The organism is Paenibacillus sp. FW507-14B1B, from assembly GCF_058781425.1.
In genome coordinates this window covers 1-26,987 of the sequence record NZ_JBYSWS010000005.1, presented here as the reverse complement: position 1 = coordinate 26,987, position 26,987 = coordinate 1, and the positions used below count along the sequence as shown (strand labels likewise).

Sequence of the window (26,987 nt, the reverse complement as noted above, 5' to 3'; positions counted from 1 at the left end):
AATTATTCTGTATGGCAATGCTGACTAAGTAACGGAGGTACGAGATTATGGAGCAAAAGGAAAATCAAACCTCGGCACAAATGCCGACCACTTATGATCCGAAGGCAGCAGAACAAAAATGGTATACCTATTGGAAAGAAGGCGGTTATTTTAAAGCGGGTCAGCGTTCGGACGCCGAGCCTTATACGATTGTAATACCACCGCCAAATGTTACCGGTATGCTTCATATTGGTCATGCGCTGGATTTCACACTGCAAGATATCCTCATTCGTGTTAAGCGGATGCAGGGCTATGATGCACTTTGGCTTCCAGGCTCAGACCATGCAGGAATTGCTACCCAAACCAAGGTTGAGCAGAAACTGCGTGAGCAAGGAATTACTCGTTATGATCTGGGTCGTGAGAAGTTCCTGGAGAAAGTATGGGAATGGAAAGAGCAGTACGCGAATACGATTCGAGATCAATGGTCCAAAATGGGGCTTTCCCTCGATTATTCCAGAGAGCGGTTCACCCTGGATGAAGGACTGTCTAAAGCGGTTCGCGAAGTGTTCGTGAAGTTTTATGACAAGGGTCTTATCTACCGCGGTAAACGTATTATTAACTGGGATCCTGCAGCACGTACTGCATTATCTGATATCGAGGTTGAATATAAGGAAGTTCAGGGTCATTTGTACCATCTGACCTATCCGTTGAAAGATGGTAGTGGCAGTATTACCGTTGCGACTACTCGTCCAGAAACGATGCTCGGCGATACAGCTGTAGCTGTTCACCCAGCGGATGAAAGATATAAGGATATGATTGGTAAAACATTAATCCTGCCTATTATCGGACGTGAAATTCCAGTCATTGCAGATGAATATGTTGAGAAGGATTTTGGTAGTGGCGCTGTGAAAATCACACCTGCTCATGACCCGAATGACTTTGAAATGGGTCTTCGCCATGACCTGCCTCAAATTACGGTTATGGATGAAACAGGTACAATGAACAATCATGCTGGTAAATATGAAGGCTTGGATCGTAGTGATTGCCGGAAGCAAATCGTAGCAGATCTGAAAGAGTCTGGTGTTCTTATTAAAATTGAAGATCACGTTCATCAGGTAGGTCATAGTGAGCGTAGCGGTGCTGTTGTTGAGCCGTATCTGTCAACGCAGTGGTTCGTTAAAATGCAGCCTTTGGCAGAAAGAGCGATTGAAGCTCAAAAGTCAGGTGAAGGTGTTAATTTTGTACCTGAACGCTTTGAGAAAACATACCTTCAGTGGATTGAGAACGTACGTGACTGGTGTATTTCACGTCAGCTTTGGTGGGGTCACCGTATCCCAGCTTGGTATTGTGAAGACTGCGGTGAAGTTCATGTAGCCCATAATGATGTTGAAGCTTGCTCCAAATGCGGAAGCAAGAACATGAAGCAAGACGAGGATGTGCTGGATACTTGGTTCAGTTCTGCTCTATGGCCGTTTTCGACTTTGGGATGGCCGGAAGATACAGAGGATCTCAAACGTTATTATCCAACTAGCGTTCTAGTTACGGGTTATGACATCATCTACTTCTGGGTAGCTCGTATGATATTTACAGCGCTTGAATTTACAGATGAGAAGCCATTTAAAGACGTCCTTATGCACGGGCTGGTTCGTGATGCTGATGGTAAGAAGATGTCAAAATCACTTGGCAACGGTGTAGATCCGCTGGATGTTATCGAGAAGTATGGTACCGATGCTATGCGCTATATGATTTCGACAAGCAGCACACCAGGTCAAGACCTTCGTTTCCGCTGGGAACGGGTAGAGCAAGCACGGAATTTTGCTAACAAAATTTGGAACGCATCTCGCTTTGCGTTAATGAACCTTGAAGGCTTCAAACATAGCGATATCGACATCAGTGGAGATTTAGGAACTGCAGATCGTTGGATTCTTCATCGTCTGAACGAAACTTCACGCGATATTACGCGTCTAATTGATGCCTATGAATTTGGCGAAACAGGTCGACTGCTCTATAATTTCATCTGGGACGACTTGTGTGATTGGTATATCGAGTTTGCCAAGCTGTCGCTTTATGGCGAGGATCAAGCTGCGAAGAAGAAGACTCAGTCCGTTCTTGCGTACGTTCTCGATCAGACGATGCGCTTGATTCATCCTTTCATGCCGTTCATTTCGGAAGAAATTTGGCAACACTTGCCGCATGAGGGTGAGACGGTTATGCTCTCCTCTTGGCCGACTTACGATGCTTCGCTGGAGAATAAAGATGCTGTGGCTGAAATGAATTTGCTAATGGACGTGATTCGAGCTGTTCGTAATATCCGTGCTGAAGTAAATGTACCGATGAGTAAGAAAATAGAGCTGATGCTCAGTGCAGCTGATGAGAACGTACTGGGTATCGTTGAACGTAATGCAGACTATATTCGCCGCTTCTGTAACACTTCAGAGTACCAAGCGGGCCTTGGCCTTGAGGCACCTGATAAAGCGATGACAGCTATCGTAACGGGAGTAGAACTTTATCTCCCACTGGCTGGTTTAATCGATATTGAACAGGAGATTGCTCGTCTTGAAAAGGAAGTTCAGCACTTAACCAGTGAGGTAGAGCGTGTAGAGAAGAAGTTGAGCAATCAAGGCTTTGTTTCCAAAGCTCCGGCTAAAGTGATTGAAGAAGAGCGCGCGAAACAGGCTGATTACTCCGAGAAGCGGAGTAAGGTAATCGCTCGGATTGAAGAGCTAAGAGGCTAAGGAGAAGCTATCTAAATATTGACCTGAAGGTGAGAAGCATGGGGAACCATAATGGGGCTGCTGTTGAGCTAGCCCCTCTACAAAGCTACGAGGAAGCGGTTGATTGGATCAACGGGCTGATTCCATTTGGGATTCGGCCAGGTCTGGAACGTATTGAGAAATTGCTTGAGCAACTTGGCAATCCTGAGCGGAGACTGAAGTTCATTCATGTAGCAGGCACGAATGGGAAAGGATCAACATGCGCATTCTTGACTGAGGTTCTTTTGCAGAGCGGCTATTCTGTTGGGACTTTCACTTCTCCGTACATTACGAAATTCACGAATCGGTTTCGTTATAATGGGGAAGACATTCCTGAAGAAACATTGCTTAAGCTGACGAATAGGCTCTATCCGCTCGTTCGGGAGATGGCGGAAACAGAGCTTGGTTCTCCAACGATGTTTGAGGTTTCTACGGCACTTGCTATTTTATATTATGCTGTGGATAGTGTTCCTGATGTCGTCGTTTGGGAAACGGGACTCGGTGGCAGAATGGACGTAACGAATGTGGTTCATCCTGTTATTTCTGTGATCACGAATATTGGAATGGATCATACGGATATTTTGGGAGAGACGATTCCTGAGATCGCTTTTGAAAAGGCCGGAATTATTAAGCGTGGTGTACCTGTAGTCAGCACGGTAACGCAGCCAGAAGCTATTCAGGTCTTGAAGGAAGCGGCTGAACGTAATCGTGCGACACTGTATCTCGTAGGAGAGCAATTCTCTTATGAGCGTACGGGTGGCGATGAGGAAGGCCAGACATTTCACTTCACTGGTCCTTTCCGCAGTTTGGATATAGGGATTACCTTACAGGGAGATCACCAGTGCGCAAATGCAGCTTGTGCCATGATGAGTCTTGAAGTGCTTCGTCACTATATGGCCTTTGTGATCGAAGATGACAATCTCAAGAATGGATTTCACTCTACGCAGTGGGCAGGAAGACTAGAGCAGGTGAGCTCATCTCCTCGTATAGTTTTAGATGGAGCCCATAATCCAGAAGGTGCTGAAACCTTGGCCATCAGCCTTCCAAAAATTTATAAATACCGTAAGCTAAACTTAATGATGGGAATGCTCTCAAATAAGCATCATGAGACGTATTTGAAGCATATACTGCCTATAGTGGATACGCTTATCCTGACAGAACCGGATTTCCGGAGAAAAATGGACGCCAAGGCGTTAGGAGACATCGTAGAGCAGGTACGGGAGAAACACGCCAAACCATCGCTGCAAATCATCATAGAGCAAGACTGGAAAAACGCACTTGAAATGTTGAAATCACGGACGGAAGCGGAGGATCTTGGGGTGGTGTCTGGTACGTTGTATCTGATTGCCGACGTGCGTTCCAACCTCCTGGGCCTTTCCGATTCTGAAAAAGGTTGGTGATATCTGTTGAATACATCAGAATTAGAACATGTTCATTTTATTGGAATAGGCGGCTACGGCATGAGCGCCATTGCAAGAGTAATGTTGGAGATGGGATATAAAGTTACGGGATCAGACGTGGCATCCCAAGAATTAACAGAAAAGCTGGCTGCCAAAGGTGCCAAGATATATATTGGCCATACGGCAGAACAGGTTAATGGAGCAGATCTCGTTGTTTACTCAACGGCATTGTCAAGGGACAATGTAGAACGAGTAGCGGCTGAGGAGCAGAATATCCCAGTGCTACATCGTGCTCAAATGCTTGCGAGACTGCTGAATGAAGGCAAGGGAGTAGCTGTAGCCGGTGCGCACGGCAAAACAACAACCTCCTCAATGATTGCCCTCGTTATGGAGGAATGCGGTGTTGATCCGACATTCATTATCGGCGGAGAGATTATGAATGTGGGTACGAATGCTAAGGCAGGACAAGGTGAATATGTCGTGGCCGAAGCGGATGAGAGTGATGGCTCATTCTTACAGTACCATCCATGGCTTGGTGTGGTATTGAACATTGAGGCTGATCATTTGGAGAACTATAACGGTGACTTCAATGAATTGAAAGCAGCATATGTACAGTTCCTAAGCCAGATTCGAGAAGATGGTACAGCCGTTGTATGCGGTGATGATCCGAATATCCAGGCTATTTTACCAGAACTAAATCGTGTAGAAGTCACCACTTATGGTATTCATTCAGACTGTGAGTATATGGCGACCGATTTAGTACTTGGTGACCGTCAAGTTTCCTTTACGATGTCTCATAAGGGGCAGGTACTAGGAGCCGTTGAACTCTCAGTTCCTGGTAAGCACAACGTATATAATGCAATGGCTACCGTGATAACTTGCATGAAAGCGGGCGTATCGTTTGAAGCGATCGTAAAAGCAATCTTTAAATTTAACGGTGCGAAACGTCGTTTCCAAGTGCTTGGTGAAGTTAATGATATTCTAGTCATTGATGACTATGCGCACCATCCGACTGAAATTGAAGCTACGATCAGTGCAGCTAAGGCAACAGGGAAACGAATTATAGCGATTTTCCAGCCTCAGCGTTACTCGAGAACGTTCTTCCTACTTGATGCATTTAGCCGTGCGTTTGAGGATGCCGATGAGGTCATCATCACAGATATATATTCACCGGCTGGTGAGAAACAGATCGAAGGCGTGAGTTCCGCTAGATTGGTTGAACTGATTATCGAGAACAGTAACGCTGGCGCTAGATACCTTTCTTCTAAAGAAGAGGTTCTTGCTGACCTTAAGGGACGTGTTCAGCCGGGCGATCTCGTTCTGACAATGGGAGCGGGAGATATCTGGAAGGTAGGGGCTACATTAGCTGAGTCTCTAAAAAAGAATAAATAATTACATGAAGTGAGCATAGCTCTTATCTGATGCCCACATGTCCACCTGCAAAGGACGGACATGTGGGCATCATTTGTATAAGTTGTCCTTATCCGCTCATAACTTTCCTGAATCTATCATATAGGTATTTATAGATGAGGAGATAAGTGAGGGGGTTAGGCAATGAGCAAAGCGCGTATGACGATAAGGTTCGACCATGAGACGTCTAGAGAACAAGAAGAAGAACCTATTGAAATGGCGGATAAGCATAACTTTACTGCATATGACAATCACAAGAGGAATTCACGCGTTCATGGTCGATTGGCTGAGGAAAGGCGGCGTCTGGAGCAAGATAGAGATGATCGCCCTCATTTGGAGAGTCAATATGAAAGGCCTGCAATTCCTTACATAGAGAATGATATAGGGAATACTGAACAAGATTCTACGCCAATGAATGATTGGGAAATGGAACAACAGAAGTATTATCAGGATGTGTCCAGAGAGAACACCAGAATTCAGCCTCACTTATCAGAAGCAAGTTCCTCTAATTATGATTATGGTTATTATCGTTCAAGAAAGCCAACCTCAGCATGGAAGGTAGCAGGGTCCATAACAGGCGCAATTGTGACAGGAGTATTGTTCGGAGCGGTTGTATTATCCATGTTTAACGATGGAGGCTCAGACCAAGCTCAAATCACTTCAGAGATTAGCAGTCAGTCTACCGACAATCAGCCATCGGGCAATGCAAGTGTGGATCAGACGTTGATCAATCAAGAGACAGCAGGATCGGCATCTGTAGTCGTTGCCATACCCGAACAAACCTTTTATATGCTGCAATATGGAGTGTTTAGTTCGGCCGAAAGGGCAGAACAGGCTAAAGGGGAGTTAACACAAGCGGGTATTGCAGCTTTTGGAGATTCCTCTCCTGAAAATAGAGTATACGCCGGGGTATCACCAGATCGGGAGCAGGCCAAGCTGCTTAGTGGTCAGCTCAAAAGTGAAGGTGTTGAGCTTTACGTCAGGGAAATTTCGCTGCCTGGAGCACAGTCTGCTGTTTTTGCTGGAGAAGCCGCTGCATTAGACATTTTCTTTGAAATGAGTGGTGAACTTACCACAAAGCTAAGCTCGCTATCGGCTTCCCTTTTGGGGTTAGATAGTCCCGGGCCTGTGGATACAGAGACTATGAATACTATTTCTGGGCTCCACCTCCAGTGGACAGAGGCTATGAAGCTTATTAATTCAGGTCTCAGCCCAGCGAATGGGAATAGTCTGACGTCTATGGAGCAGGAAATGAATGGAGCAATTACAGCTCTGACAGAATACAACAAGAATCGATCCAAGGGTCATTTATGGGAAATTCAAGCAGGAATGATGAACTATATTATGGGGCAGAGGAAGCTTGTGGAAAGCTTGTAGTCCGAAAGCCGCAAAAGCCGCGGAAATCCGGCAGGTGAACTGGAAATAGTTCCCCCGTCCGGATTTCTGTTTGTATTGCTTGACGATTCACCGTATAATAATTAGGGTGTCAAAAAATGGCGAGGGAAGAGGACGGATGAAGAAAAACGCAGGAGTGCTTATCTTGTTTATACTGATGGGTTGGCTAACCGGAACTTGGATTGCTAAACTATTGCTACCTGTCAAAGCTCTTTCTTTTCTAACCACTTCGAAGATGTTAACGTGGTCGCCCGAAGCTAATTTGGACATTATTAACTATGACATTAACATTGAATTCAAACTTTGCCTGCTGGGTCTGATCGGAATGATTACAGCGATTTGGCTGTATCGCAGGCTCTAACAACAAAGGAGACATCCCTCTTGAAAGAGAAGACATCGAGGCACATTATACTGGCGTCCACATCTCCGCGACGTCAAGAACTGATAGCGAAGCTAGGATTGCCTTTTGATATTATTCCTAGTGATGCTAATGAAGACACCCCCTTCGGATGGGAGCCGCGTAAGATTGTGGAGACCCTTGCACTGCGTAAAGCAGATACAGTATATCGAAATCTGGTGGAACCAGTTATAAATGCGATTATTGTAGGGAGTGACACGATTGTCGTTCTAGAGGGTAATATACTGGGCAAGCCGTCAGATGATGCGGATGCCGTAAGAATGCTATCATTACTTCAAGGTCGCGTCCATGAGGTCTATACAGGCGTTGCCTGTATAGATGTCTTAACAGGACAATGTATTGTTCGTTATCGGATGACCAAGGTGAATATGAAGCCATTAATTGATGATCAGATCATATCCTATGTACGGAGCGGTGAACCTAGAGGCAAAGCCGGCGCTTACGCCATTCAAGGCCTTGGTGCATCGATTGTTGAGAGCATAGAGGGGGACTACTTCAATGTCGTAGGTCTTCCGGTATCGTTACTTAGTGATATGCTTTCAGAGATGGGAATGCATGTATTATCTTAATTATCGTTTATGCCCGTATTTATGATTTAGATACAGGAAAAGAGGGGAATCTATGGAGTCGCAAGCATTCTTGCTGCGCGACATCCCCCATGAAGAACGACCAAGAGAGCGCATGATGTCTTATGGGGCGAGCGCCTTAAGTCATGCTGAACTTCTTGCGATATTGCTTCGAACAGGGACACGTCAAGAATCTGCTATCCATGTAGCACAGCGGATTTTGAAGCAGGTTGGAAGCATTCGTCAGCTTGTAGATCTCAGCATTGAAGAGTTAACACAGATTAAAGGGATTGGTCCTGCTAAAGCTGTACAGTTGAAAGCGGGAATTGAACTCGGACGACGCCTTGTCAGTTCGAGACACATGGAGCCGGTGATCATACGTAGTCCGCATGATGCCGCGGAATTGCTAAGCGAACAGCTGCGCTATCTCCAGAAAGAGCATTTTGTTTGTCTTTTTTTAAATACCAAAAATCACGTCATAGCCCAAGAAACGCTTTCCATGGGAAGTCTTAATGCCTCCATTGTTCATCCCCGTGAGGTGTTCAGAGCCGCAATCAAATGCAGTAGTGCGTCTTTGGTTTGTGCGCACAATCACCCAAGCGGCGATCCTACACCAAGTCCTGAAGATATTTCTCTGACCTCTCGTTTGGTAGAGGCTGGCAATATAATTGGTATTGAGGTTTTGGATCATTTGATTATTGGAGATGGAGCGTTTGTAAGTTTGAAGGAACGGGGCCTGATGTAATATAATAGTTCAGATTGAGAAGGAAAGGGAGATTGCAGCATGTTAGGTAGTTTCACGAAAGATTTAGGAATTGATTTGGGGACAGCTAATACACTTGTCTATGTCCGTGGTAAAGGAATTGTCGTTAGAGAGCCTTCGGTGGTAGCTCTGCGTACTGATACGAAAACAATTGAGGCTGTTGGTGAATCCGCCAAAAAAATGATCGGGCGTACTCCAGGTAATATTCGTGCGATTCGTCCGATGAAAGACGGCGTTATCGCTGATTTTGATACGACAGCAACCATGATTAAGTACTTTATACGTCAAGCACAGAAGCAGCGTTCCATATTCCCGCGTCATCCCAACGTGATGGTGTGTGTACCTTCGGGTATTACGGCTGTTGAACAACGTGCGGTTGAAGATGCAACAAAGCAAGCGGGTGCTCGCGAGGCTTACACCATTGAAGAGCCATTTGCAGCAGCTATCGGTGCAGACCTTCCAGTATGGGAGCCAACAGGAAGTATGGTAGTTGATATCGGTGGAGGTACGACTGAGGTAGCGGTAATTTCCCTTGGAGGTATCGTTACAAGCCGTTCTGTACGTGTTGCAGGTGATGAGATGGATGATTCCATCATTTCCTACATCAAGCGCCAGTACAACTTGATGATCGGGGAACGTACATCTGAGCAATTGAAGATGGAAGTTGGATCAGCGATGCCGCTGGAATCGGTTGAGACAATGGAAATCCGTGGTCGTGACTTGGTAACAGGATTGCCAAAGACAATTACGATTACTTCTGATGAAATTAGTGAAGCATTGGCGGATACGATTAATGCGATTGTTGATGCAGTGAAAGTAACCCTCGAAAAATGCCCGCCAGAGCTAGCTGCGGACATTATGGATCGCGGTATTGTATTGACTGGTGGCGGAGCCTTGCTGCGTAATCTAGATAAGCTGCTTGCTGAAGAGACAGGCATGCCAGTGATTGTGGCTGAGAATCCGCTTGACTGTGTAGCCATTGGTACAGGTAAAGCGCTCGATAATATTCATATGTTTAAATCCCGCAACAATTCTACTTTCCGGAAGCGGTAGAATGGACAGGTGTGTCAACCCCTGGTATGTGGGAGAGAAAACAGTAACGTTAGAGGGTGTTGAAAACTGTTTAAACTGCTAGGTAACAAACGTTTATTTATTATGCTTATCGGGCTGGTTACGTTTATTATACTCATGGGCTTTACGCTTGGTCCGAGAGTAGGTTTAACTTGGCCCGAGAAGTTTGTTAGAGATACTGTAGGTTTTGTGCAAGGTGTGTTCTACAAGCCCGCTTCTTACATAGCGGGCTTCTTTGAAGATGTGGGCGAGATGAAAGAAGTATTCGAAGAGAACGAACGCCTGAAGAAGGCAGTGGCGGAGTATACACGCGAGAGTGCAGAATACCACATAATTAAGAACGAAAATAAAGTTCTAAAGGATACTCTAAAGTTCACAGAAACTCAAAAGCAAAGGTACGACTATGACTACCGTCCGGCTAACGTATTGAGTGTGAATCAGGATCCGAACAACCACACGTTGGTCATTGATCTGGGCGCACAAGATGGCGTTCGGATGAACATGTCTGTTACCTCTGTTGATGGCATGGTCGGCGTTATTAGTCAAGTTGGTAACTTCACTTCCACAGTGAAACTGCTAACGACGCTGGACCCACAAGACTCGAAGCGTCAGCAGATCGCAGCTACCGTTTCTGATAAGGATACTTTTGGTATCATTGAAAGCTACGATAAGAAGACAAAAATGTTGAAAATGACACGAATCCCAGAGGATGATCCGATTAAACGAGAAGATTTGGTTGTTTCTTCAGGAAATGGTGGAGTCATTCCTCGTGGCATGATTATTGGCACAGTTAAGAAAGTAGAAACTGGTGAATTTGGGTTGACGAAGACGGCTACGATTGAACCTGCGGCAAGCTTTCAGGATTGGAAGACACTTCTTGTGGTATTCGCACCTGAGGAGCCGAAGGGATGAAGCGTAAACAGGTATTAATACTGCTGTTGTTTCTCTTGTTTATTCTTCAAGGGACTATTGGCTTCTGGTTAACCCCAAGTTCATGGCAGGATAAAGTCTCACCGAATTTCATGTTTATTGCCATTCTCTTCGCAACGATGTATCACCACCGACACACGGGGCTTGTACTCGGACTTGTGTTTGGAATGCTTCATGACGTAGTCTATTACGGTGAAATGATCGGTACTTACTCCTTCGCTATGGGGGTGTCGGCTTACGTTATGGGGCTTTTGTTTAAGACGCCGCGCGCTCCATTGCCAGTTATGATGACAGTGGTTATACTAGGCAGCTTACTGCTGGATAGCATGGTGTTTGGAGTGTATAAGTTATTTGGAGTTAATCCAGATTCCTATAATTGGGCTCTGCTGAATTATATGCTTCCCAATCTTCTGATTCATTTTGCTTTTGCCTTGATTATTTATGTACCTCTTCGGAAGCAGTTTGAGTTACTTGCTAAGGCTCCGAAGAGAAGCAAGGCTTCCTGACCCGTCAAACTGACATTTTACAAAGACTAGCAGGAACTTGAAGGTCCGAGCGCGAAATGTATGAAGATGGGAGGGACAGGCTTATGGCTGTAAAATCCAATCATGTTACGATTAAGGGCATCAAAGATGGCCTGGTATTCCTGCTTGATGATCAATGTGAACTAGAAGAACTGCTCAGTGAGCTGCGGTATAAACTTGAGCATAGCCACCAGAATATTTTGACCGGACCTATCATTCATGTGGATGTGAAGATGGGGTCCAGACGGATCTCAGAAGAACAGAAGCAGTCTATTCTTGACATATTGAAGCAGAAGGGCAACTTGCTGATTCGTACAGTGGAATCTCCACCTCTAGAGCCGGAGAATGAGCCGGTGACAGGACCCGTAGTTAAAACCGGGATGGTTCGTTCTGGACAGGTTCTGCATCATACTGGAGATATAATCTTCCTTGGTGATGTGAATCCTGGCGGTACGATTATAGCGACCGGAGACATATATATTCTGGGTGCCCTTCGGGGAACAGCGCATGCAGGTGTGGATGGCAATGAGGATGCAATTATAGCGGCCTCCTATTTAGCTCCCACCCAGCTTCGTATTTCAGATATGATCAGCAGACCTCCGGATGAATGGGAGACACGGGAGACGGTCATGGAATTTGCATATTTACAGAATGGTAGTATGCAGATTGACAAGATCAGTAACATCGTCCGATTGGGCCGGGATTTTAATGTGTTTAAAGGGGTGTAGAATATGGGAGAGGCAATCGTCATAACATCAGGCAAAGGCGGAGTCGGAAAAACGACTACCTCGGCAAACATCGGCACGGCTCTGGCACTGCTAGGCAAAAAAGTGTGTTTGGTGGATACCGATATCGGTCTTCGGAATCTCGACGTGGTCATGGGTTTGGAAAACCGTATCATTTATGACCTCGTCGACGTTGCAGAAGGGCGCTGCCGTCTCAATCAGGCGCTTATCAAGGATAAACGCTTTGACGAGCTTTATATGCTGCCTGCAGCCCAAACCAAGGACAAGCATGCGATTTCACCTGAACAGGTGAAGGATATTGTTCTGGAACTGAAGAAGGAATATGAATACATTATTATCGATTGTCCGGCAGGAATTGAGCAAGGCTTTAAGAATGCTATTGCGGGGGCGGATAAGGCTATTGTCGTAACAACTCCGGAAAATGCTGCAGTACGCGATGCGGATCGTATTATCGGACTACTGGAAAGCTCTCACGTTGAATCTCCGAAGCTCGTTGTTAATCGGATTCGTCCGAATATGGTGAAGTCAGGAGATATGCTTGAAATCGAAGATGTATTGCAAGTGTTGAACATCGATTTGATCGGAATCGTGCCAGATGATGAGATGGTCATCAAGGCAGCTAATCTTGGAGAACCGACGGTGATGAACCCGGATTCCCCTGCAGCTATTGCTTACCGTAATATCGCTCGGCGGATTCTAGGGGATACAGTTCCTCTGATGCAGATTCATCAGAAAAAAGGAATGTTCACACGATTCAAGAAATTTTTCGGTATGGGATAATATCATATTTAGCACTTATTTTGAGCCGATGCATGATGCTGCATCGGCTTTTTATTTGTGCAGACCGCAGATTCCCTAACAGAGGGCTTGTTCTAAATATCTTTCATGTCCACATAGGATAGATTAAAACAAGCCCCAAGGGGGAGAACAATGTGGATATTAAAAATTCAGTAAAACTTCGAAGAGAGGCGCGAATTCGTGAACTCTTAAGCGATAATGATAGTGAAGTAACGCGAGATTCAAACGATCTGCGCCCCCTTCCTGCTCTTTCCGCAATACATATACCTGAAGTTCGGCAGAGTAATGGAATCCAGCATCACAGTCTGAGTAGTGCGGGTAGTACAGAGGAGATGGAGCGCGATCCCGAGAAGTTATGGAAGCAAGGGCATCGAGGGTGGTATGACCATACAACAGAGCCAGTGATGCCGCCTCGTAAATACTCTTTTGTAGCAGGGTTACTGCGCCGCCTAACGGCTAGTGTGCTCATATTCGGTGCGATTTGGGGCATCTTCTCGATCCATGAACCATGGGCTATTCGAACGCAAGGTTACATCATTCAAGGATTAAACCAAGAAATGAATTTTCAGGCTGCGCAAGCATGGTACGAAGAGTACTTCGGAGGAACCCCATCTTTTATTCCTATTTTTGGTCAAGATGAACAAGATACAACAAAAGTCAATGCAAGAACCTCCTTAATCCCCCCACTTCAAGGGAATTTGGTCCAGACTTTTGCTGTTGACTTCAAAGGGGTGCTGATTGCACCTCAAGGGGATTCACTCTCTGTCCATGAGGTTAAAAGCGTAGAAGCAGGTAGAGTGCTTGAAGTTAAACAGCAGGCTGACTCAAGTATCTCAGTTCTGATTCAACATACAGGAACAAGAACAGCCATTTATAGCCGTTTATCTACAACGACCTTGAAAGTGAATGATTGGGTTGAAGGTGGAGATGTCATAGGTACGCTCCCTTCTGTACAGTCCGATGGAGAGCAGTCTGCTTTATATTTTATGTTAAAAGACGGAGAACGAAGTGTTGACCCTACGGATGTGATTACATTTGATTAGTATTCGGGGGACGACCCTGTCTCTTCATCCTCTTTTTGTTATTGTCATGTTGGCTTCTGTCATAACCGGACGATTTTTTGAATTGCTTACTCTATTTGTGATCGTTTTCATACATGAACTTGGTCATGCTGGCGCTGCTTTAGCGATGGGGTTTAAAGTGCGATCAATTCAGATGCTGCCGTTTGGCGGGGTTGCGGTGATTGAAGATGATAAACGAATGAATGCTGCACGCGAATTGATTATTGCTCTAGCAGGCCCTCTGCAAAATGGCATTATGATTGGAATTGCATTCATATGTCAGGCGGCTGGATGGGGGGACGAATCTTTTTTGAATTATGTAATCCAAGGAAACCTTATAATAGCCCTCTTCAATCTGTTACCTGTACTCCCTCTGGATGGCGGAAAGGTTCTGCAAGCGTTAATCAGCTTACTCGTCCCCTATCATGCAACGCTGTTATGGACAGCTCGTGCAGGATTTATATGTAGCTTGTTTATGATCGGATATGGTCTTTCCCCGTTATTTACAGGTGAGGGGGTAAAGCTCAATCTGCTCATGATCGGCCTTTTTTTAGCCTATTCGAATTTTGAAGATCACCGAAATGTTCATTATCGTTTTTTACGTTTTTTAGTGAATCGGAGCGGAATTGACGAGCATCAGCAGGAGGGTGTGGGAACAGCTCAACCGATTGTTGCAGATTCATCGAAACCTTTGGATGATATTATGCGTTTATTTAAGAGAGAGAAGTATCATTTGATCTATGTCATGAATCGCCAAGGAGGGCTTATGGCTGTCGTGCCAGAGCAGCATGTCATCGCTTCTTACTTTGCGTCGAATAGACCACCTTGGTATGCCTAGCGGATAATTATGAAAGACCACTTTAGCAATTCATTTCTATATATTCCGTCTGCTGTGACTCATGATAGGATTGGGTAATAGATTCGTAAGTCTTCCATAAGAGGTGAAGCCATGAAACAAATGATCGTTCACTGTGACCCGGAAACCATTCAGATGGCCCTCGTCGAAGATGGCAGGCTTGTTGAGTATGCAACTGAACGCGGGCGTGAGAAAAGTGTCGTTGGTAGTTTTTATAAAGGAAGAGTAGTCAATGTGCTTCCAGGCATGCAGGCTGCATTTGTAGATATTGGATTGAAAAAGAACGCTTTTTTATATGTGGACGATGTATTGCATCCGCATTTGGAGAAACAGCCCAAGATCAAACCTTCCATTACGGATTTGCTTAAGGTCGGACAAGAGCTGGTTGTTCAGGTTATGAAGGAACCGAGGGGAGGAAAAGGTGCGAGAGTCACCACTCACTTCTCTTTGCCGGGCAGATGTATGGTATTTATGCCTAAGTCTGATTATGTGGCCGTATCCAAGAAAATTCAAAGAGAAGCGGAAAGAATGCGTCTAAAAATGATCGGTGAGCGGATTAGAAATGGTGAGGAAGGTATTATTATGCGTACGGTCTCTGAGGATGAGTCCGTTGAATTTGTTGCTGGAGATCTGGAGCTACTGCGTCTGGAATGGGAAGGGATTATTGAGCGGGCGAAAGTTTCAGAATCACCGGCTATTCTGCATAGAGATCTAGGAATTCTTCAGCGCTTTATCCGAGATGCCTTTGATCCCATGAATGATGAACTGATTATTGACCGCGAACAAGATGCCAGAGAAGCAGAACGATATTTAACCAATATGATGCCTGGTATTAAACCTAAAGTACATTTGTATGAGGGGAACTATCATGTCTTTCAAGCTTATGGTATTGAGGAGCAATTGAGGGTCAGTTTCTCACGTCAAATCTCTCTGCCTGGCGGTGGAACGATCGTTATTGATCAAACTGAGGCCCTTACGGTTATTGATGTGAATACAGCAAAGTATACGGGCGGAGATAATTTTGAGGATACCGTTACCCAGACGAATCTACATGCTGCCCGCGAAATTGCCCGGATTCTCCGGCTTCGGGATATCGGTGGTATGATCATTATAGATTTCATTGATATGGAAGAGGATGAGCATCGACAAGAGGTCATCGCTGTCATGGAGGCAGGTATCCGTAAAGATCGGACGAAGAGTTTTGTTGTTGGCTGGACCAAGCTGGGATTACTGGAGATGACCCGCAAGAAAGCGCGTGAGAGTTCAGCCACTCCCTATCCCAAGACTTGTACAGTCTGCGGTGGGACAGGCATCGTCTAAAAGAAGTGATGTTGACGGATTAGTAGGCTATATGTTATGATCTTCAAGTATGTGTTTAGTGAGCAATTGCTGCACATGCTGTAACCGCTCCGATCGGGTTTACAAGGGCGCTCATTTTTAAATGAACGAACACCTGAATTAGGCGAGTCTGAGACATGAGGAGGTGCAAGCAAATGTACGCTATTATCGAAACAGGTGGTAAACAATACAAAGTTCAAGAGGGCGACGTATTGTTCATCGAGAAGCTGAATGCAGGTGACGGGGAAAGCGTGACTTTCGACCGTGTACTAGCCGTTTCCAAAGAGGACGGTTTGGTAGCAGGAACACCGGTTGTTTCCGGCGCATCCGTAACTGCTAAAGTGGAGAAGCACGGTAAAGGCCATAAGGTCGTTGTATACAAATACAAGCCGAAGAAGAACTACCACAAGAAGCAAGGTCATCGTCAACCTTACACAAAAGTAACCATCGAGAAAATCCAAGCGTAAGAAGGTGCGGTAATTGATTACTGTACAGATCTCTCGCCAAGAAGACGGCCTAATCCATGGATTTGAAGTCAAGGGACATGCAGGTTATGCTGCCCACGGACAAGATATCGTATGTGCTGGAGTATCCAGTGTTACGGTAGGTACGGTGAACTCTATTGAGGCTTTAACCGGTACTGTCATGGAGACCAAGATGAAGGGCGGATTTCTCAGCGGAATTGTTCCGCCGGTGAAAGACGAATCGGTATCGGGTCAGGTGCAGTTGCTTCTCGAATCCATGGTTCTGATGTTACAAGGAATTGCAGATTCATACCGTGAGTATATTCAAATACAAGAACACACTACTAAAAGAAGGAGGTAGACAACATGTTGAAATTGGATCTTCAGTTATTCGCATCGAAAAAAGGTGTAGGTTCCACAAAGAACGGACGTGACAGCCAATCGAAACGTTTGGGCGTTAAGCGTGCAGACGGTCAAGTCGTTACTGGTGGAAGCATCTTGGTTCGCCAACGCGGAACGAAAATTCACCCAGGCACAAACGTGGGCATCGGCAAAGACGATACTTTGTTTGCGAAAGTCGAAGGCGTTGTGAAATTCGAACGTTGGGGTCGTGATCGCAAGAAAGTGAGCGTCTACCCGGTTGATGTCGCTCCTGTAGCGGCTGCAGTAGAAGCGTAAGACGTTTCTAATAAAGCTTACAGACGAGAAGTTTCCGGCAACTTTGCCGGGGCTTCTTTTTTTTATTGAAGAGATGAATCCCGGATAAAGACTGTGGTATACTGTGGTCTGGTGAGCGTAACCAATTGTTTGTGGGAACGGGGAGAAATGATGAATTCCTGGAAATGGATATCGGCTGGTGTTGGTTCAACATCCGTGCTGCCAGCAGCCTGGATGTTATGGCATCCTACATATACAGCTGGAATAATTCTGACAATCTGGTCTGCTGTCGCCGCGCTTGTTGCTGCTTGGTGTGTCTGGCGAATGGAAGTTCGCAAGCAGAAAGTTAACCAGCAGAACTTGGAGCAGAGCGCCATTCAGACGCTGAACCACCACCGCCATGATTGGATGAACGAGCTTCAGATTTTATATGGGTATATTCAGTTAGGGAAGCTTGATAAATCAGTGCAATGTGTGGAAAGAATAAAGGAACGGATGCTACAAGATAGTAAAATATCAAAGCTTGGTCTTCCGTCGTTGGTTTTTTATTTGCATTCCTATCGAACATTAAACACGGGTTTACAATTAGATGTTGATGTTGTAGACCATGTTCAATTGGAGGGAAAGCTGACATCAAGTAAGGAAGAGAGTTTTGCTCAATCCATTATGCAGGTTATACAAGTATATCAGCAAAGTGGGAGCTCGACTTGGGAAGATGAGCGACTGCTCACCTTAACATTCATGGAGCAGGGACAAGAACTGATTGCTGAGTTTGATGGAGAGGGTTCTTTTGGTGATTCAGACCATATACGTCAACAGATTGAGCTTGCAGTACAAGATAGAGGTATAAGGGTAGAGCAGATCCATACGGAAAATACGACGTATCGATTATGCTTACCGTATGTGATATGAGGAAGGTGAATTCATGTTTGTAGATAAGGCAAAAGTGTATGTTAAAGGCGGAGACGGTGGGGATGGTCTAATCGCGTTTCGTCGTGAGAAATACGTGCCCGAAGGTGGTCCAGGCGGCGGAGATGGCGGTAAGGGCGGAGATGTAATATTTCGCGTTGATGAGGGTCTTCGGACTCTGATGGATTTCCGATACCAGCGGCATTTTAAAGCTAAGCGTGGGGAAAAGGGTCGCAACAAAAGCCAACATGGAGCTAATGCGGAAAATATGGTAGTGAGAATACCTCCGGGTACCGTGCTTATTGATGATGACTCAGGCGAAGTTATTGCTGATTTAACCCGCCATGGTCAACAAGTTGTCGTAGCACGTGGTGGTCGAGGCGGACGTGGTAATATCCGTTTTGCTACTCCGAACAATCCAGCCCCGGAGCTTGCAGAGAATGGTGAAGAAGGTCAAGAGCGTTATGTTGTGATGGAACTTAAAGTAATGGCTGATATCGGACTTGTTGGATTCCCAAGTGTCGGGAAGTCTACATTACTGTCCGTTGTATCAGCGGCACAACCGAAGATTGGAGCCTATCACTTTACAACAATTACTCCGAATCTAGGTGTGGTTGATGTCGGTGATGGTCGTAGCTTCGTCATGGCGGACCTTCCAGGTTTGATTGAAGGAGCACATGAAGGTGTGGGGCTCGGACACGAATTCCTACGTCATGTGGAACGGACACGTGTTATTATTCATGTGGTCGATATGTCTGGTTCTGAGGGTAGAGATCCGTTCGAAGATTGGCAGAAGATCAACGAAGAGATTCGGTTATACAATCCGGTATTGGCCGAGCGTCCTCAGATTGTCGCAGCTAATAAGATGGACATGCCTGACTCGGAAGACAACTTGGAAGCATTCCGTGAACAAGTGAAGGAAGTGCGTCCTGATCTTGAGATCATGCCAATCTCATCACTAACGCGTCAAGGGATTCAGGAACTTCTATATCGCGCGGCAGCTATCTTGGAAGCTATTCCAGATGAACCTGCTATTGAAGAAGTTGCTGAGACAACAAAACGTAAAGTATATAAATTCGATAAGAAGGATGATAATGCGTTTACGATTACACGTGACAACGAGATGTATGTTGTAAACAGTGAACGTATTGAACGGATGTTGAAGCGGATGCAGATGAATTCGCATGATGCGATTCTGAAGCTTGGTCGTACACTCCGGCATATGGGTGTCGATGAGGAACTTCGTCGTCGCGGGGCAACGGAAGGAACCATCGTTCGGATCGGGGACTTTGAATTCGAGTTTATTGAAGGCAGTAGTTATTACTAAGTGCTATACCGCTTAACTCCAACTAAGGAGTATAGGCGGTTTTTTTTTGTTTTAATTTATAACCCCAAAACATTAGGATTTCGTATACAATAAGGTAATGATGATGGTCAGGCTCTTGAATCTCATAACAATTGCTTGACACACTTTTTGTCGTTGTGACGAGGAGATATATTAGGCGATATTAACGGATTTGCATGCCGGTAATGAACTTCTTATAAGTGAGTAGAATGCAATCTCAGTCTATATGAAAACCTCCCTCATGAGTCGGGAGGTTTTGTGTATATCAATCATAATCAACGTGTAAATATACAAATATTCGATCACATGATAAAACCATTTTAAAAAAAAGGCTTAAATGTATTGCCCTTAACAAGGTTATCCAGTATAATGTCCACTATACAAAAACACGAGTCTTTGAGGAGAGGACGTTTGTGAAGGAACGATATTATCTAGTCCGTGAGGATATTTTGCCAGAAGCCGTGGTAAAGACCATGCAGGTGAAAAGACTGCTCGCGTCCGGTGATGTCAAGACCGTGCATGATGCTGTGGAACAGGTCGGTCTGAGTCGGAGTGCTTTTTATAAGTACAAAGATGGTATTCATCCGATCAACCAGTTGGAGCGCGATGAGATTGTCACCATTTCCATTGATATGGAGCATCGTTCAGGTATGTTGTCCGAGGTACTCGGACTTGTAGCTGGAGAAGGCGGTAATGTACTGACGATACATCAAAGTATACCGCTGCAAGGGATTGCGAATGTAGTCATATCCGTTGAAGTTTCACGGTTGAATGAGGAGTTAGATGACTTGCTAGATGGACTGAGACGAGCGACTGGTGTGCGAAGAGTTCAGATGATCGGGCAAGGATAGAAATATAGATTACAAGAGTATGGGAACTTAGGAGGAGTGGGTTATATGAAGCCGGTTAAAGTGGGATTGTTAGGATTGGGTACTGTAGGTACAGGTGTTGTTCGTATTGTAGAGGGACATCAGGAGGATTTAAGCAGCCAAGTCGGATCACCTATTATCATAGAGAAAATTGCAGTTAAGAATACGGAGAAAGACCGGAGCGTATTCGTGGATAGTGCAAAACTGACGGATGATCCTTGGGATGTCATTCGTGATCCAGAGATTGATGTGATTGTAGAAGTAATGGGCGGTATCGAGCAGACGAAGTCTTATATTTTGGAAGCTTTGGATCGTGGTAAACATATTGTCACTGCAAATAAAGACTTGATGGCACTACATGGTGCTGAGATATTGGCAAAGGCACAAGAGAAACAGTGTGACGTATTCTACGAAGCGAGTGTAGCTGGCGGAATTCCGATCATTCGCACACTGATCGAGGGTTTCTCATCAGATCGTATTATGAAAATCATGGGGATCGTTAACGGAACAACGAATTTTATTTTGACTAAAATGAGTCAAGAAGGTGCTTCATACGAAGATGTGTTGGCAGAAGCACAACAACTTGGCTATGCCGAAGCAGATCCAACATCGGATGTAGAGGGATTGGATGCCGCACGTAAAATGGCCATTCTCGGTACACTTGGTTTCCGTACAAATGTTGAATTGAAGGATGTAAGCGTGAAGGGGATCTCTCAAGTCTCTAAGGAAGATATTCTTTACGCGAAGCGCCTGGGTTACGAAATGAAATTGCTAGGTATTGCAGATCGCGAAGAGGAGCAGGTCAGCATTAGTGTCCAACCGACTATGGTTCGCACCAGTCATCCGATTGCGTCAGTGAATGGCGTGTATAATGCAGTATACGTATATGGAGAAGCCGTGGGTGAGACGATGTTCTACGGACCAGGTGCTGGTGAAATGCCAACGGCAACATCCGTTGTAGCAGACTTAGTTGCTGTTATTAAGAACCTGAAACTTGGCGTGAACGGTTTGAAAGCAATTGTTCCGTATAAAGCGAAGAAGCTCAAGAATGATGAGCAGATCACTTATAAGAATTTTATCTTGCTTCATGTTGATGATAAGGCAGGGGTACTTGCAAAAATCACTCAGGTATTCGCCGAGTACGATGTAAGCTTGGAGTCTGTAGTGCAGCAGCCTAATGATCAAAATCCTGATGCAGAAATCATTATCGTAACGCATAATGCGAGCAAAGCTAGCATGGATAAGGTGCTGACTCATTTTGAAAGTTTGGAAGCAATCCGTCGCATCAAGAGTGTATATCGCGTAGAAGGATAGACCGAGCGTTATCTTGAACCATTCGATTACTAACTATACTAATTATATAAATATAAGAGGAGAGTAATAGAGATGCCATATGAAGGTTTGATCCAGACGTATAAGGAATACTTGCCCGTTAATGAGAATACTCCATTGTTAACTTTAAAAGAAGGAAATACGCCGCTGATTCGGGCAGAGAATTTGTCCAAAGACCTTGGAATAGATCTGCACTTCAAATTTGAAGGTCTGAATCCAACGGGTTCTTTTAAAGACCGTGGTATGGTTATGGCCGTTGCCAAAGCTATGGAAGAAGGCAGTCGTACCATCATGTGTGCTTCTACAGGAAACACTTCTGCAGCAGCAGCTGCATATGCTGCACGCGGTGGCCTGAATTGCATTGTAATCATCCCGAATAACAATATCGCGCTTGGTAAACTAGCTCAAGCAATGATTTACGGTGCGAAAGTTATTGCAATTGACGGTAACTTTGACCGGGCACTTGAGATTGTACGAGAAATTACAGCAAAACATCCTATTACTCTAGTGAACTCGGTGAATCCGTACCGGATTGAAGGTCAAAAGACAGCAGCATTTGAAGTCGTTGATCAACTTGGTAAAGCCCCTGATGTCCTTGCAATTCCTGTTGGTAATGCAGGAAACATAACTGCTTACTGGAAAGGGTTTAAGGAATATCATGCTGCTGGTAAGGCATCTTCACTTCCAACAATGCTTGGGTTCGAAGCTGAAGGCGCGATGGCCATCGTAAAAGGTGAGCCGATCCCTAATCCAGAAACAGTTGCTACAGCGATTCGTATCGGGAATCCGGCAAGCTGGAAAACAGCGGTTGCTGCGGCTAATGAATCTGGAGGACAGATTAATTACGTGACTGATGATGAAATCCTTGCAGCATACCGTGCTATTGCTTCACGTGAAGGTATTTTTGCAGAACCAGGTTCTGCAGCTTCGATTGCTGGTGTGTACAAAATGAAGCGTGAAGGTTACTTCAAAGGTGGAGAGAGTGTTGTGTGTGTGCTCACTGGCCATGGTCTGAAGGATCCTAATATTGCAATCAAAACAGTAAATTCTGAGCCGCTTGTGGTATCAGATACAGAAGAAGCTGTCATGGATGCTATTGCTAAGCTTGAAGGAGCTGCGCACGTATGAGTTTGTCTGAAAGAGTCCGAATTAAGGTCCCAGCCAGCACGGCTAACCTCGGTCCGGGATTTGATACACTAGGAATGGCTTTATCTCTGTATGCTTGGATTGAAATGAAGCAGGATGACCGAACTTCATTCCAGTTGTTTGGCGATCAAATGACAGGGGTCCCTGAGGATAAGAGTAATCTCATCTATCAGGTTGCTCAGATGGTTTTTGAAGAAGCGGGTATTTCTGTTCCTGAACTCTCTATATCTATGTACTCAGAAATTCCGTTGACTCGTGGACTAGGCAGTAGTGCATCAGCAATCGTGGGGGCTCTCGCGGCAGCTAATGCATTAATCGGTTCTCCTCTACCGGATCGTAAATTATTCGATATGGCAACGAATCTTGAAAAACATCCTGATAATGTTGGTGCATCTTTGTTTGGAGGTATTATTGCAGCTGCTTGGGATGGACAACATGCAGACTATGTCCGGATTGAACCACCAGCTGAATTGGAAACGATGGTGGTAATTCCAGATTTTCACCTGCCTACCTCTATGGCAAGAGAGGCGCTACCAAAGCAGGTTTTGCTTGCTGACGCTGTATATAACATCAGTCGCTCTTCGCTAATGACTGCTGCATTATCATCTGGACGATTAGACCTGATCGGGGCCGCGATGAAGGACAGGATTCATCAACCGTACCGTGCGGCACTTGTGCCAGGGATGGCTGAAATACTTGATGAAGCGCCAAATCGTGGTGCGTTGGGTGTTGCATTAAGTGGAGCAGGACCCACACTAATTGCATTCATACAGCGAGAAGATGAACGTGTAGAGGCACTTCAAACCTATCTCCTTGAAACGATGAAAAAAGAAGGAATCCCAGCATCGATTTTGTTACTCTCACCAGACATTCATGGGGTACAGGTGCTGGATGAATTACAGAGCATTTCATTTATGGATATGATTAGAGGGGAAGTTACCACATGAAACGTATAGCATTGCTACCCTCGGGGTCAGTTTCTCATGAAGCTATTTTATATTTACTTAAAGATGAGCCTGTTGAGTTCGTTCATCATAAGCTGATATCTGATGTTTTCATGTCAACTGTAGATGGAAAAAGTGATTATAGCGTTATTCCAATTGAAAATACCATTGAAGGCTCGGTTAGCCTTCATATGGATTGGCTTGTAAATGAAGTTGATATACCTATGCAAGTGGAGTGGGTGTATCCCTCCATTCAGAATCTTATTGGTGACGCATCTGAGTTCCAGACCGAGGTCGGAATTGTTGATTATAAGAAAATCAAAAAAATATACTCACATCCGGTTGCTACAGCTCAATGCAGACAGTTCCTATCTAAGTATGTTCCGGACGCTGAGCTTGAACCTGTAGGTAGCACATCTGAAGGTGTAAAGATTGTCAAAGAAAATCCAGGAAAAGGCTGGGCGGCTATTGGCACAACCTTAGGCTCTTCTACTCATGGATTAAATATTATGGCAGAAAAGATTACGGACCATGATAACAACTACACACGGTTCGTTTTGATTGGTCGTAACCCGATTGAAGTACCGCGTACCCCGGAGCTGGTGAAGACAAGTATTTTGGTTACACTTCCAGAAGACGTTCCAGGAGCGCTTCATCAAGTGTTATCTACATTTGCTTGGAGAAGATTAAACTTGTCCCGTATCGAGTCACGCCCAACCAAGAAGAAATTAGGTAACTACTATTTCTATATCGATGTTCTTGATACGTCAGATTCTGTATTACTTACTGCGGCAATGTCTGAAATTGAAGCCCTGGGATGTCAGGTTCGCGTACTTGGTTCGTACCCTGGCTTTGCGTATGAGAAAGAGAAATCGAAAATTGAATTATAAGATGAGGGCAGTTTATAAGACAGCTTCTCAATGAATGCATTGTAAGAGTTGTATGCCCTGTAATGTTTGTACTAATTGAATATCTATAAATCCTTTCATGTTGATGAAAGGATTTTTTTTGTGTATAGGGATGTCAATCGCCCATCTTCTGCATAGGATGTAGTAACGAATGCAGGCGAAAGGCTTTAAAACGCCTAGAAGAGTGTAGGAGGTTTAGCGGCGTGAAAATACACATCGTCAAGAAGGGCGACTCCCTATATGAGCTATCTAAAAAATATGGAGTCCCTTTGGTTAAAATTGTGGATGCAAATCCTCAATTAGTAGATCCGAATAAACTAGATATCGGCATGAAAGTAAAAATACCAACAGAACCTGTTCCCGTTCCTGAAGGAAGTCAGCCTATTATCCATAAACATGCCGTGAAGCAAGGGGACTCACTGTGGAAACTTTCCAAAGCTTGGGGAGTTTCACTGAAAGAGATCATAGATGCGAACCCTCAACTTAAGAATCCTAATGCACTACTAGTAGGAGAAATTGTTAACATCCCCGCCGCGGGAACATTTACGAACCCAGGCAATAATCAGCATACCGGTGGTAATGGACACATGCCAGATAAGATGATTCCAGGAAGTAAAACTTACACAGGACCGAAGGAAGAAATGACAGCACCCAAGGAAGAGGTAGTTGCTCCTAAAGAAGAAATGAATGCACCAATGCCCAATATGCCAGTTTTACCTAACATACCTATGCTTCCTGAAAACGAAGTCAAGCCTGAAGTCAACGTTAAGCCGGAAATTACAATAATTCCTGAAATCACATTAAAACCTGAGATAACGATTATGCCGGAACTGGTTATTAAACCAGAGAATCCAATTTTACCGCCTGCGGAACCGATCTGTAAGGAGAAGAAGCAAGAGAAACCAGACTGTCAGGAGATGCATTTTGTCCCGGCTCCTGAGCCATGTCCTCCTTTTCCGGAATGTCATGAATACGTTATGCCTCAACAAATGGACTGCTACCCTTCACCAGCTATGATGTTCCAACCAGCTCCACTGATGATGTTTCCTGAATCTCCATGTGGATGTAAGGATCATATGATGGCTTCACATGATTGGCATGGGCCGCAGCATATGATGCATCCAGGAGAGAATGAGATGTTGCCAGGATGGGGAGCTCCGAATTCACCATACCCGGGTATAACAGAACAACCAATGACACTTGAGAATAATCATCTGAATATAGCGGAGTCTTATATGCCCGGTATGTCGTCAATGAGTCCAAACATGATATACCCTGAACAAGATCAGCCCTCTATCTCTTATGAATCAGGTATGGGAATGGCTCATCATCAAAAATCACCTTGTGGATGTCATGGTGGAACTGAGGTGCCAACGCCGTATGCTCAGGGAATGATGATGAATCCGAGCTGGGGGCAAATGCACCCGCATCATCAGCATCATGTTAACTATCCACATCATTTTAGTCACTGTCAGTTCCCTATAATGCCTTGTTGCTGTGGAGTACAGCCATATTCCCCTTGGCCTGTTTATGGGATGGAGGGCATGGCACAAACGATGGGGAACTCGGCTTTTCCTCAAGGGGGGATAGGGACGAATTACCCTTTACATGGTGAAAATGTGGAGCACCCTAAAAAAGATTGTGGTTGCCACGGACGTCAAGAAGACGAACCGGAATCCATAAATGTTACTGGTGTGGAGTCTTTTGATACGGAATATCAAGAAGAGTTAGTTGATGAAACAGAGGTTGAAGCAAAAGTGTCACGCGAACGACGTACAAGAGTGAAACCGAAATCTACACCTAAGAAGTCACGTAAGGAGATCAATAAACCTAAACGTAAAAATCCTTGGATTAAAGGTTAGTCTAACGAGAGTAAGAGCTTAAAGTAAGAAGTAAGCGTGCTTATAAAGCAAGATGGGTAGAAACGCCTGTCTTGCTTTGTTTTTTCTTTATAATTGGAATATTTTATGGGTTGATTCTGTTTTTAATCGTATGGTATATTATAAATCCAGTCGCGAGGAGCTAGAATGAGTGACTGGCGAGAGTGTTTAAAAGATGAAAGACTTCAAAAAAACTTTTCAAAAAAACTCTTGCAAAACTAAGTGAGACATGATAAGATATAAGAGTTGCTGCGGCGAACGAGATTCGCGAGTGGCACTGAAGAATTGACCTTTGAAAACTGAACAACGAGTGAGTTAAACCGATCTTACTTCGGTAAGATCAAAAATGAGGATTTTTAATTCTCGTCAGTTTTTCTAAATGAGCGAATCGCTATTTAAATGATTTGGAAGGTTGGATATTTTCTCGAAGTAATTCGGTGATATTCAACTCGATAAATCCTTAATGGAGAGTTTGATCCTGGCTCAGGACGAACGCTGGCGGCGTGCCTAATACATGCAAGTCGA

General features: G+C 44.7%; 26 protein-coding genes and 1 rRNA gene. All 27 read left to right on the top strand.

Annotated elements, in window-relative coordinates; translation table 11 throughout:
• The first annotated feature begins 47 nt into the window (after nt 1–47).
• Nucleotides 48–2,714: a valine--tRNA ligase gene (locus AC3WJJ_RS21330; protein WP_492543652.1), complete on the top strand. Its 2,667-nt coding sequence runs from the start codon at nt 48–50 to the stop codon at nt 2,712–2,714.
• 38 nt (nt 2,715–2,752) lie between these two features.
• Nucleotides 2,753–4,132: a bifunctional folylpolyglutamate synthase/dihydrofolate synthase gene (locus tag AC3WJJ_RS21325; RefSeq protein ID WP_492543651.1), complete on the top strand. Its 1,380-nt coding sequence runs from the start codon at nt 2,753–2,755 to the stop codon at nt 4,130–4,132.
• A 60-nt stretch (nt 4,133–4,192) separates the two neighbouring features.
• Nucleotides 4,193–5,524 (top strand): UDP-N-acetylmuramate--L-alanine ligase, encoded by a 1,332-nt coding sequence (murC, locus tag AC3WJJ_RS21320; RefSeq protein WP_422661395.1) that lies wholly within the window; start codon nt 4,193–4,195, stop codon nt 5,522–5,524.
• 162 nt (nt 5,525–5,686) lie between these two features.
• Entirely contained in the window at nt 5,687–6,919 is a 1,233-nt protein-coding gene (locus AC3WJJ_RS21315; protein WP_492543650.1) for an SPOR domain-containing protein, read from the top strand.
• A gap of 136 nt (nt 6,920–7,055) precedes the next feature.
• Entirely contained in the window at nt 7,056–7,298 is a 243-nt protein-coding gene (locus AC3WJJ_RS21310; RefSeq protein ID WP_492543649.1) for a DUF4321 domain-containing protein, read from the top strand.
• A gap of 20 nt (nt 7,299–7,318) precedes the next feature.
• Entirely contained in the window at nt 7,319–7,924 is a 606-nt protein-coding gene (locus AC3WJJ_RS21305) for a Maf family protein (protein ID WP_492543648.1), read from the top strand.
• Between the two features lie 52 nt (nt 7,925–7,976).
• Complete coding sequence (gene radC, locus AC3WJJ_RS21300; protein ID WP_492543647.1) at nt 7,977–8,666, top strand: RadC family protein; 690 nt, start codon at nt 7,977–7,979, stop codon at nt 8,664–8,666.
• A 39-nt stretch (nt 8,667–8,705) separates the two neighbouring features.
• Complete coding sequence (locus tag AC3WJJ_RS21295) at nt 8,706–9,737, top strand: rod shape-determining protein (RefSeq protein ID WP_492543646.1); 1,032 nt, start codon at nt 8,706–8,708, stop codon at nt 9,735–9,737.
• A 102-nt stretch (nt 9,738–9,839) separates the two neighbouring features.
• A complete protein-coding gene (gene mreC, locus AC3WJJ_RS21290) occupies nt 9,840–10,667 on the top strand; it encodes a rod shape-determining protein MreC (RefSeq protein ID WP_492543645.1) in 828 nt (275 codons plus the stop codon).
• Nucleotides 10,664–11,191 carry a rod shape-determining protein MreD gene (gene mreD / locus AC3WJJ_RS21285; protein ID WP_492543644.1) on the top strand — a complete coding sequence of 176 codons (528 nt, stop codon included), beginning with the start codon at nt 10,664–10,666 and terminating at the stop codon, nt 11,189–11,191. Before mreC ends, mreD begins: the two co-directional genes overlap by 4 nt.
• 83 nt (nt 11,192–11,274) lie before the next feature.
• On the top strand, nt 11,275–11,937 hold the full coding sequence (minC, locus tag AC3WJJ_RS21280; RefSeq protein ID WP_422660167.1) for a septum site-determining protein MinC: 663 nt from the start codon (nt 11,275–11,277) through the stop codon (nt 11,935–11,937).
• 3 nt (nt 11,938–11,940) lie between these two features.
• Nucleotides 11,941–12,735 carry a septum site-determining protein MinD gene (minD, locus tag AC3WJJ_RS21275; RefSeq protein WP_422660168.1) on the top strand — a complete coding sequence of 265 codons (795 nt, stop codon included), beginning with the start codon at nt 11,941–11,943 and terminating at the stop codon, nt 12,733–12,735.
• Nucleotides 12,736–12,887: 152 nt separating this feature from the next.
• A complete protein-coding gene (locus AC3WJJ_RS21270) occupies nt 12,888–13,796 on the top strand; it encodes a peptidoglycan DD-metalloendopeptidase family protein (protein WP_492543643.1) in 909 nt (302 codons plus the stop codon).
• Nucleotides 13,789–14,652, top strand: a complete 864-nt coding sequence (locus AC3WJJ_RS21265) for a M50 family metallopeptidase (protein WP_492543642.1) — start codon at nt 13,789–13,791, stop codon at nt 14,650–14,652. Before AC3WJJ_RS21270 ends, AC3WJJ_RS21265 begins: the two co-directional genes overlap by 8 nt.
• A 111-nt stretch (nt 14,653–14,763) precedes the next feature.
• Nucleotides 14,764–15,990 (top strand): Rne/Rng family ribonuclease, encoded by a 1,227-nt coding sequence (locus AC3WJJ_RS21260; protein WP_492543641.1) that lies wholly within the window; start codon nt 14,764–14,766, stop codon nt 15,988–15,990.
• A 173-nt stretch (nt 15,991–16,163) separates the two neighbouring features.
• Nucleotides 16,164–16,475 (top strand): 50S ribosomal protein L21, encoded by a 312-nt coding sequence (gene rplU / locus AC3WJJ_RS21255; RefSeq protein ID WP_379243914.1) that lies wholly within the window; start codon nt 16,164–16,166, stop codon nt 16,473–16,475.
• A gap of 13 nt (nt 16,476–16,488) precedes the next feature.
• Complete coding sequence (locus AC3WJJ_RS21250; RefSeq protein WP_492543640.1) at nt 16,489–16,833, top strand: ribosomal-processing cysteine protease Prp; 345 nt, start codon at nt 16,489–16,491, stop codon at nt 16,831–16,833.
• A 5-nt stretch (nt 16,834–16,838) separates the two neighbouring features.
• On the top strand, nt 16,839–17,150 hold the full coding sequence (rpmA, locus tag AC3WJJ_RS21245) for a 50S ribosomal protein L27 (protein ID WP_422660173.1): 312 nt from the start codon (nt 16,839–16,841) through the stop codon (nt 17,148–17,150).
• Nucleotides 17,151–17,300: 150 nt separating this feature from the next.
• Nucleotides 17,301–18,041 carry a Spo0B domain-containing protein gene (locus AC3WJJ_RS21240; protein ID WP_492543639.1) on the top strand — a complete coding sequence of 247 codons (741 nt, stop codon included), beginning with the start codon at nt 17,301–17,303 and terminating at the stop codon, nt 18,039–18,041.
• Nucleotides 18,042–18,054: 13 nt separating this feature from the next.
• A complete protein-coding gene (obgE, locus tag AC3WJJ_RS21235; protein WP_492543638.1) occupies nt 18,055–19,365 on the top strand; it encodes a GTPase ObgE in 1,311 nt (436 codons plus the stop codon).
• Nucleotides 19,366–19,796: 431 nt separating this feature from the next.
• Complete coding sequence (locus tag AC3WJJ_RS21230) at nt 19,797–20,234, top strand: ACT domain-containing protein (protein WP_492543637.1); 438 nt, start codon at nt 19,797–19,799, stop codon at nt 20,232–20,234.
• Between the two features lie 45 nt (nt 20,235–20,279).
• Nucleotides 20,280–21,566: a homoserine dehydrogenase gene (locus AC3WJJ_RS21225; protein ID WP_492543636.1), complete on the top strand. Its 1,287-nt coding sequence runs from the start codon at nt 20,280–20,282 to the stop codon at nt 21,564–21,566.
• A 72-nt stretch (nt 21,567–21,638) separates the two neighbouring features.
• Entirely contained in the window at nt 21,639–22,712 is a 1,074-nt protein-coding gene (gene thrC / locus AC3WJJ_RS21220) for a threonine synthase (RefSeq protein WP_422660178.1), read from the top strand.
• A complete protein-coding gene (thrB, locus tag AC3WJJ_RS21215; RefSeq protein ID WP_492543635.1) occupies nt 22,709–23,677 on the top strand; it encodes a homoserine kinase in 969 nt (322 codons plus the stop codon). Before thrC ends, thrB begins: the two co-directional genes overlap by 4 nt.
• A complete protein-coding gene (gene pheA / locus AC3WJJ_RS21210) occupies nt 23,674–24,564 on the top strand; it encodes a prephenate dehydratase (protein ID WP_492543634.1) in 891 nt (296 codons plus the stop codon). Before thrB ends, pheA begins: the two co-directional genes overlap by 4 nt.
• A 221-nt stretch (nt 24,565–24,785) precedes the next feature.
• Entirely contained in the window at nt 24,786–26,444 is a 1,659-nt protein-coding gene (locus AC3WJJ_RS21205) for a LysM peptidoglycan-binding domain-containing protein (RefSeq protein WP_492543633.1), read from the top strand.
• 478 nt (nt 26,445–26,922) lie between these two features.
• Nucleotides 26,923–26,987: ribosomal RNA gene (locus AC3WJJ_RS21200) — 16S ribosomal RNA — on the top strand; the annotation flags it as partial.

Bases quoted from the DNA above. Each gene is read 5' to 3' on its own strand.
- AC3WJJ_RS21330 (WP_492543652.1), top strand. From the start codon at position 48: ATGGAGCAAAAGGAAAATCAAACCTCGGCACAAATGCCGACCACTTAT.
- AC3WJJ_RS21325 (WP_492543651.1), top strand. From the start codon at position 2,753: ATGGGGAACCATAATGGGGCTGCTGTTGAGCTAGCCCCTCTACAAAGC.
- murC (WP_422661395.1), top strand. From the start codon at position 4,193: ATGAGCGCCATTGCAAGAGTAATGTTGGAGATGGGATATAAAGTTACG.
- AC3WJJ_RS21315 (WP_492543650.1), top strand. From the start codon at position 5,687: ATGAGCAAAGCGCGTATGACGATAAGGTTCGACCATGAGACGTCTAGA.
- AC3WJJ_RS21310 (WP_492543649.1), top strand. From the start codon at position 7,056: ATGAAGAAAAACGCAGGAGTGCTTATCTTGTTTATACTGATGGGTTGG.
- radC (WP_492543647.1), top strand. From the start codon at position 7,977: ATGGAGTCGCAAGCATTCTTGCTGCGCGACATCCCCCATGAAGAACGA.
- AC3WJJ_RS21295 (WP_492543646.1), top strand. From the start codon at position 8,706: ATGTTAGGTAGTTTCACGAAAGATTTAGGAATTGATTTGGGGACAGCT.
- mreC (WP_492543645.1), top strand. From the start codon at position 9,840: ATGCTTATCGGGCTGGTTACGTTTATTATACTCATGGGCTTTACGCTT.
- mreD (WP_492543644.1), top strand. From the start codon at position 10,664: ATGAAGCGTAAACAGGTATTAATACTGCTGTTGTTTCTCTTGTTTATT.
- minC (WP_422660167.1), top strand. From the start codon at position 11,275: ATGGCTGTAAAATCCAATCATGTTACGATTAAGGGCATCAAAGATGGC.
- minD (WP_422660168.1), top strand. From the start codon at position 11,941: ATGGGAGAGGCAATCGTCATAACATCAGGCAAAGGCGGAGTCGGAAAA.
- AC3WJJ_RS21260 (WP_492543641.1), top strand. From the start codon at position 14,764: ATGAAACAAATGATCGTTCACTGTGACCCGGAAACCATTCAGATGGCC.
- rplU (WP_379243914.1), top strand. From the start codon at position 16,164: ATGTACGCTATTATCGAAACAGGTGGTAAACAATACAAAGTTCAAGAG.
- rpmA (WP_422660173.1), top strand. From the start codon at position 16,839: ATGTTGAAATTGGATCTTCAGTTATTCGCATCGAAAAAAGGTGTAGGT.
- AC3WJJ_RS21240 (WP_492543639.1), top strand. From the start codon at position 17,301: ATGAATTCCTGGAAATGGATATCGGCTGGTGTTGGTTCAACATCCGTG.
- obgE (WP_492543638.1), top strand. From the start codon at position 18,055: ATGTTTGTAGATAAGGCAAAAGTGTATGTTAAAGGCGGAGACGGTGGG.
- AC3WJJ_RS21225 (WP_492543636.1), top strand. From the start codon at position 20,280: ATGAAGCCGGTTAAAGTGGGATTGTTAGGATTGGGTACTGTAGGTACA.
- thrC (WP_422660178.1), top strand. From the start codon at position 21,639: ATGCCATATGAAGGTTTGATCCAGACGTATAAGGAATACTTGCCCGTT.
- thrB (WP_492543635.1), top strand. From the start codon at position 22,709: ATGAGTTTGTCTGAAAGAGTCCGAATTAAGGTCCCAGCCAGCACGGCT.
- pheA (WP_492543634.1), top strand. From the start codon at position 23,674: ATGAAACGTATAGCATTGCTACCCTCGGGGTCAGTTTCTCATGAAGCT.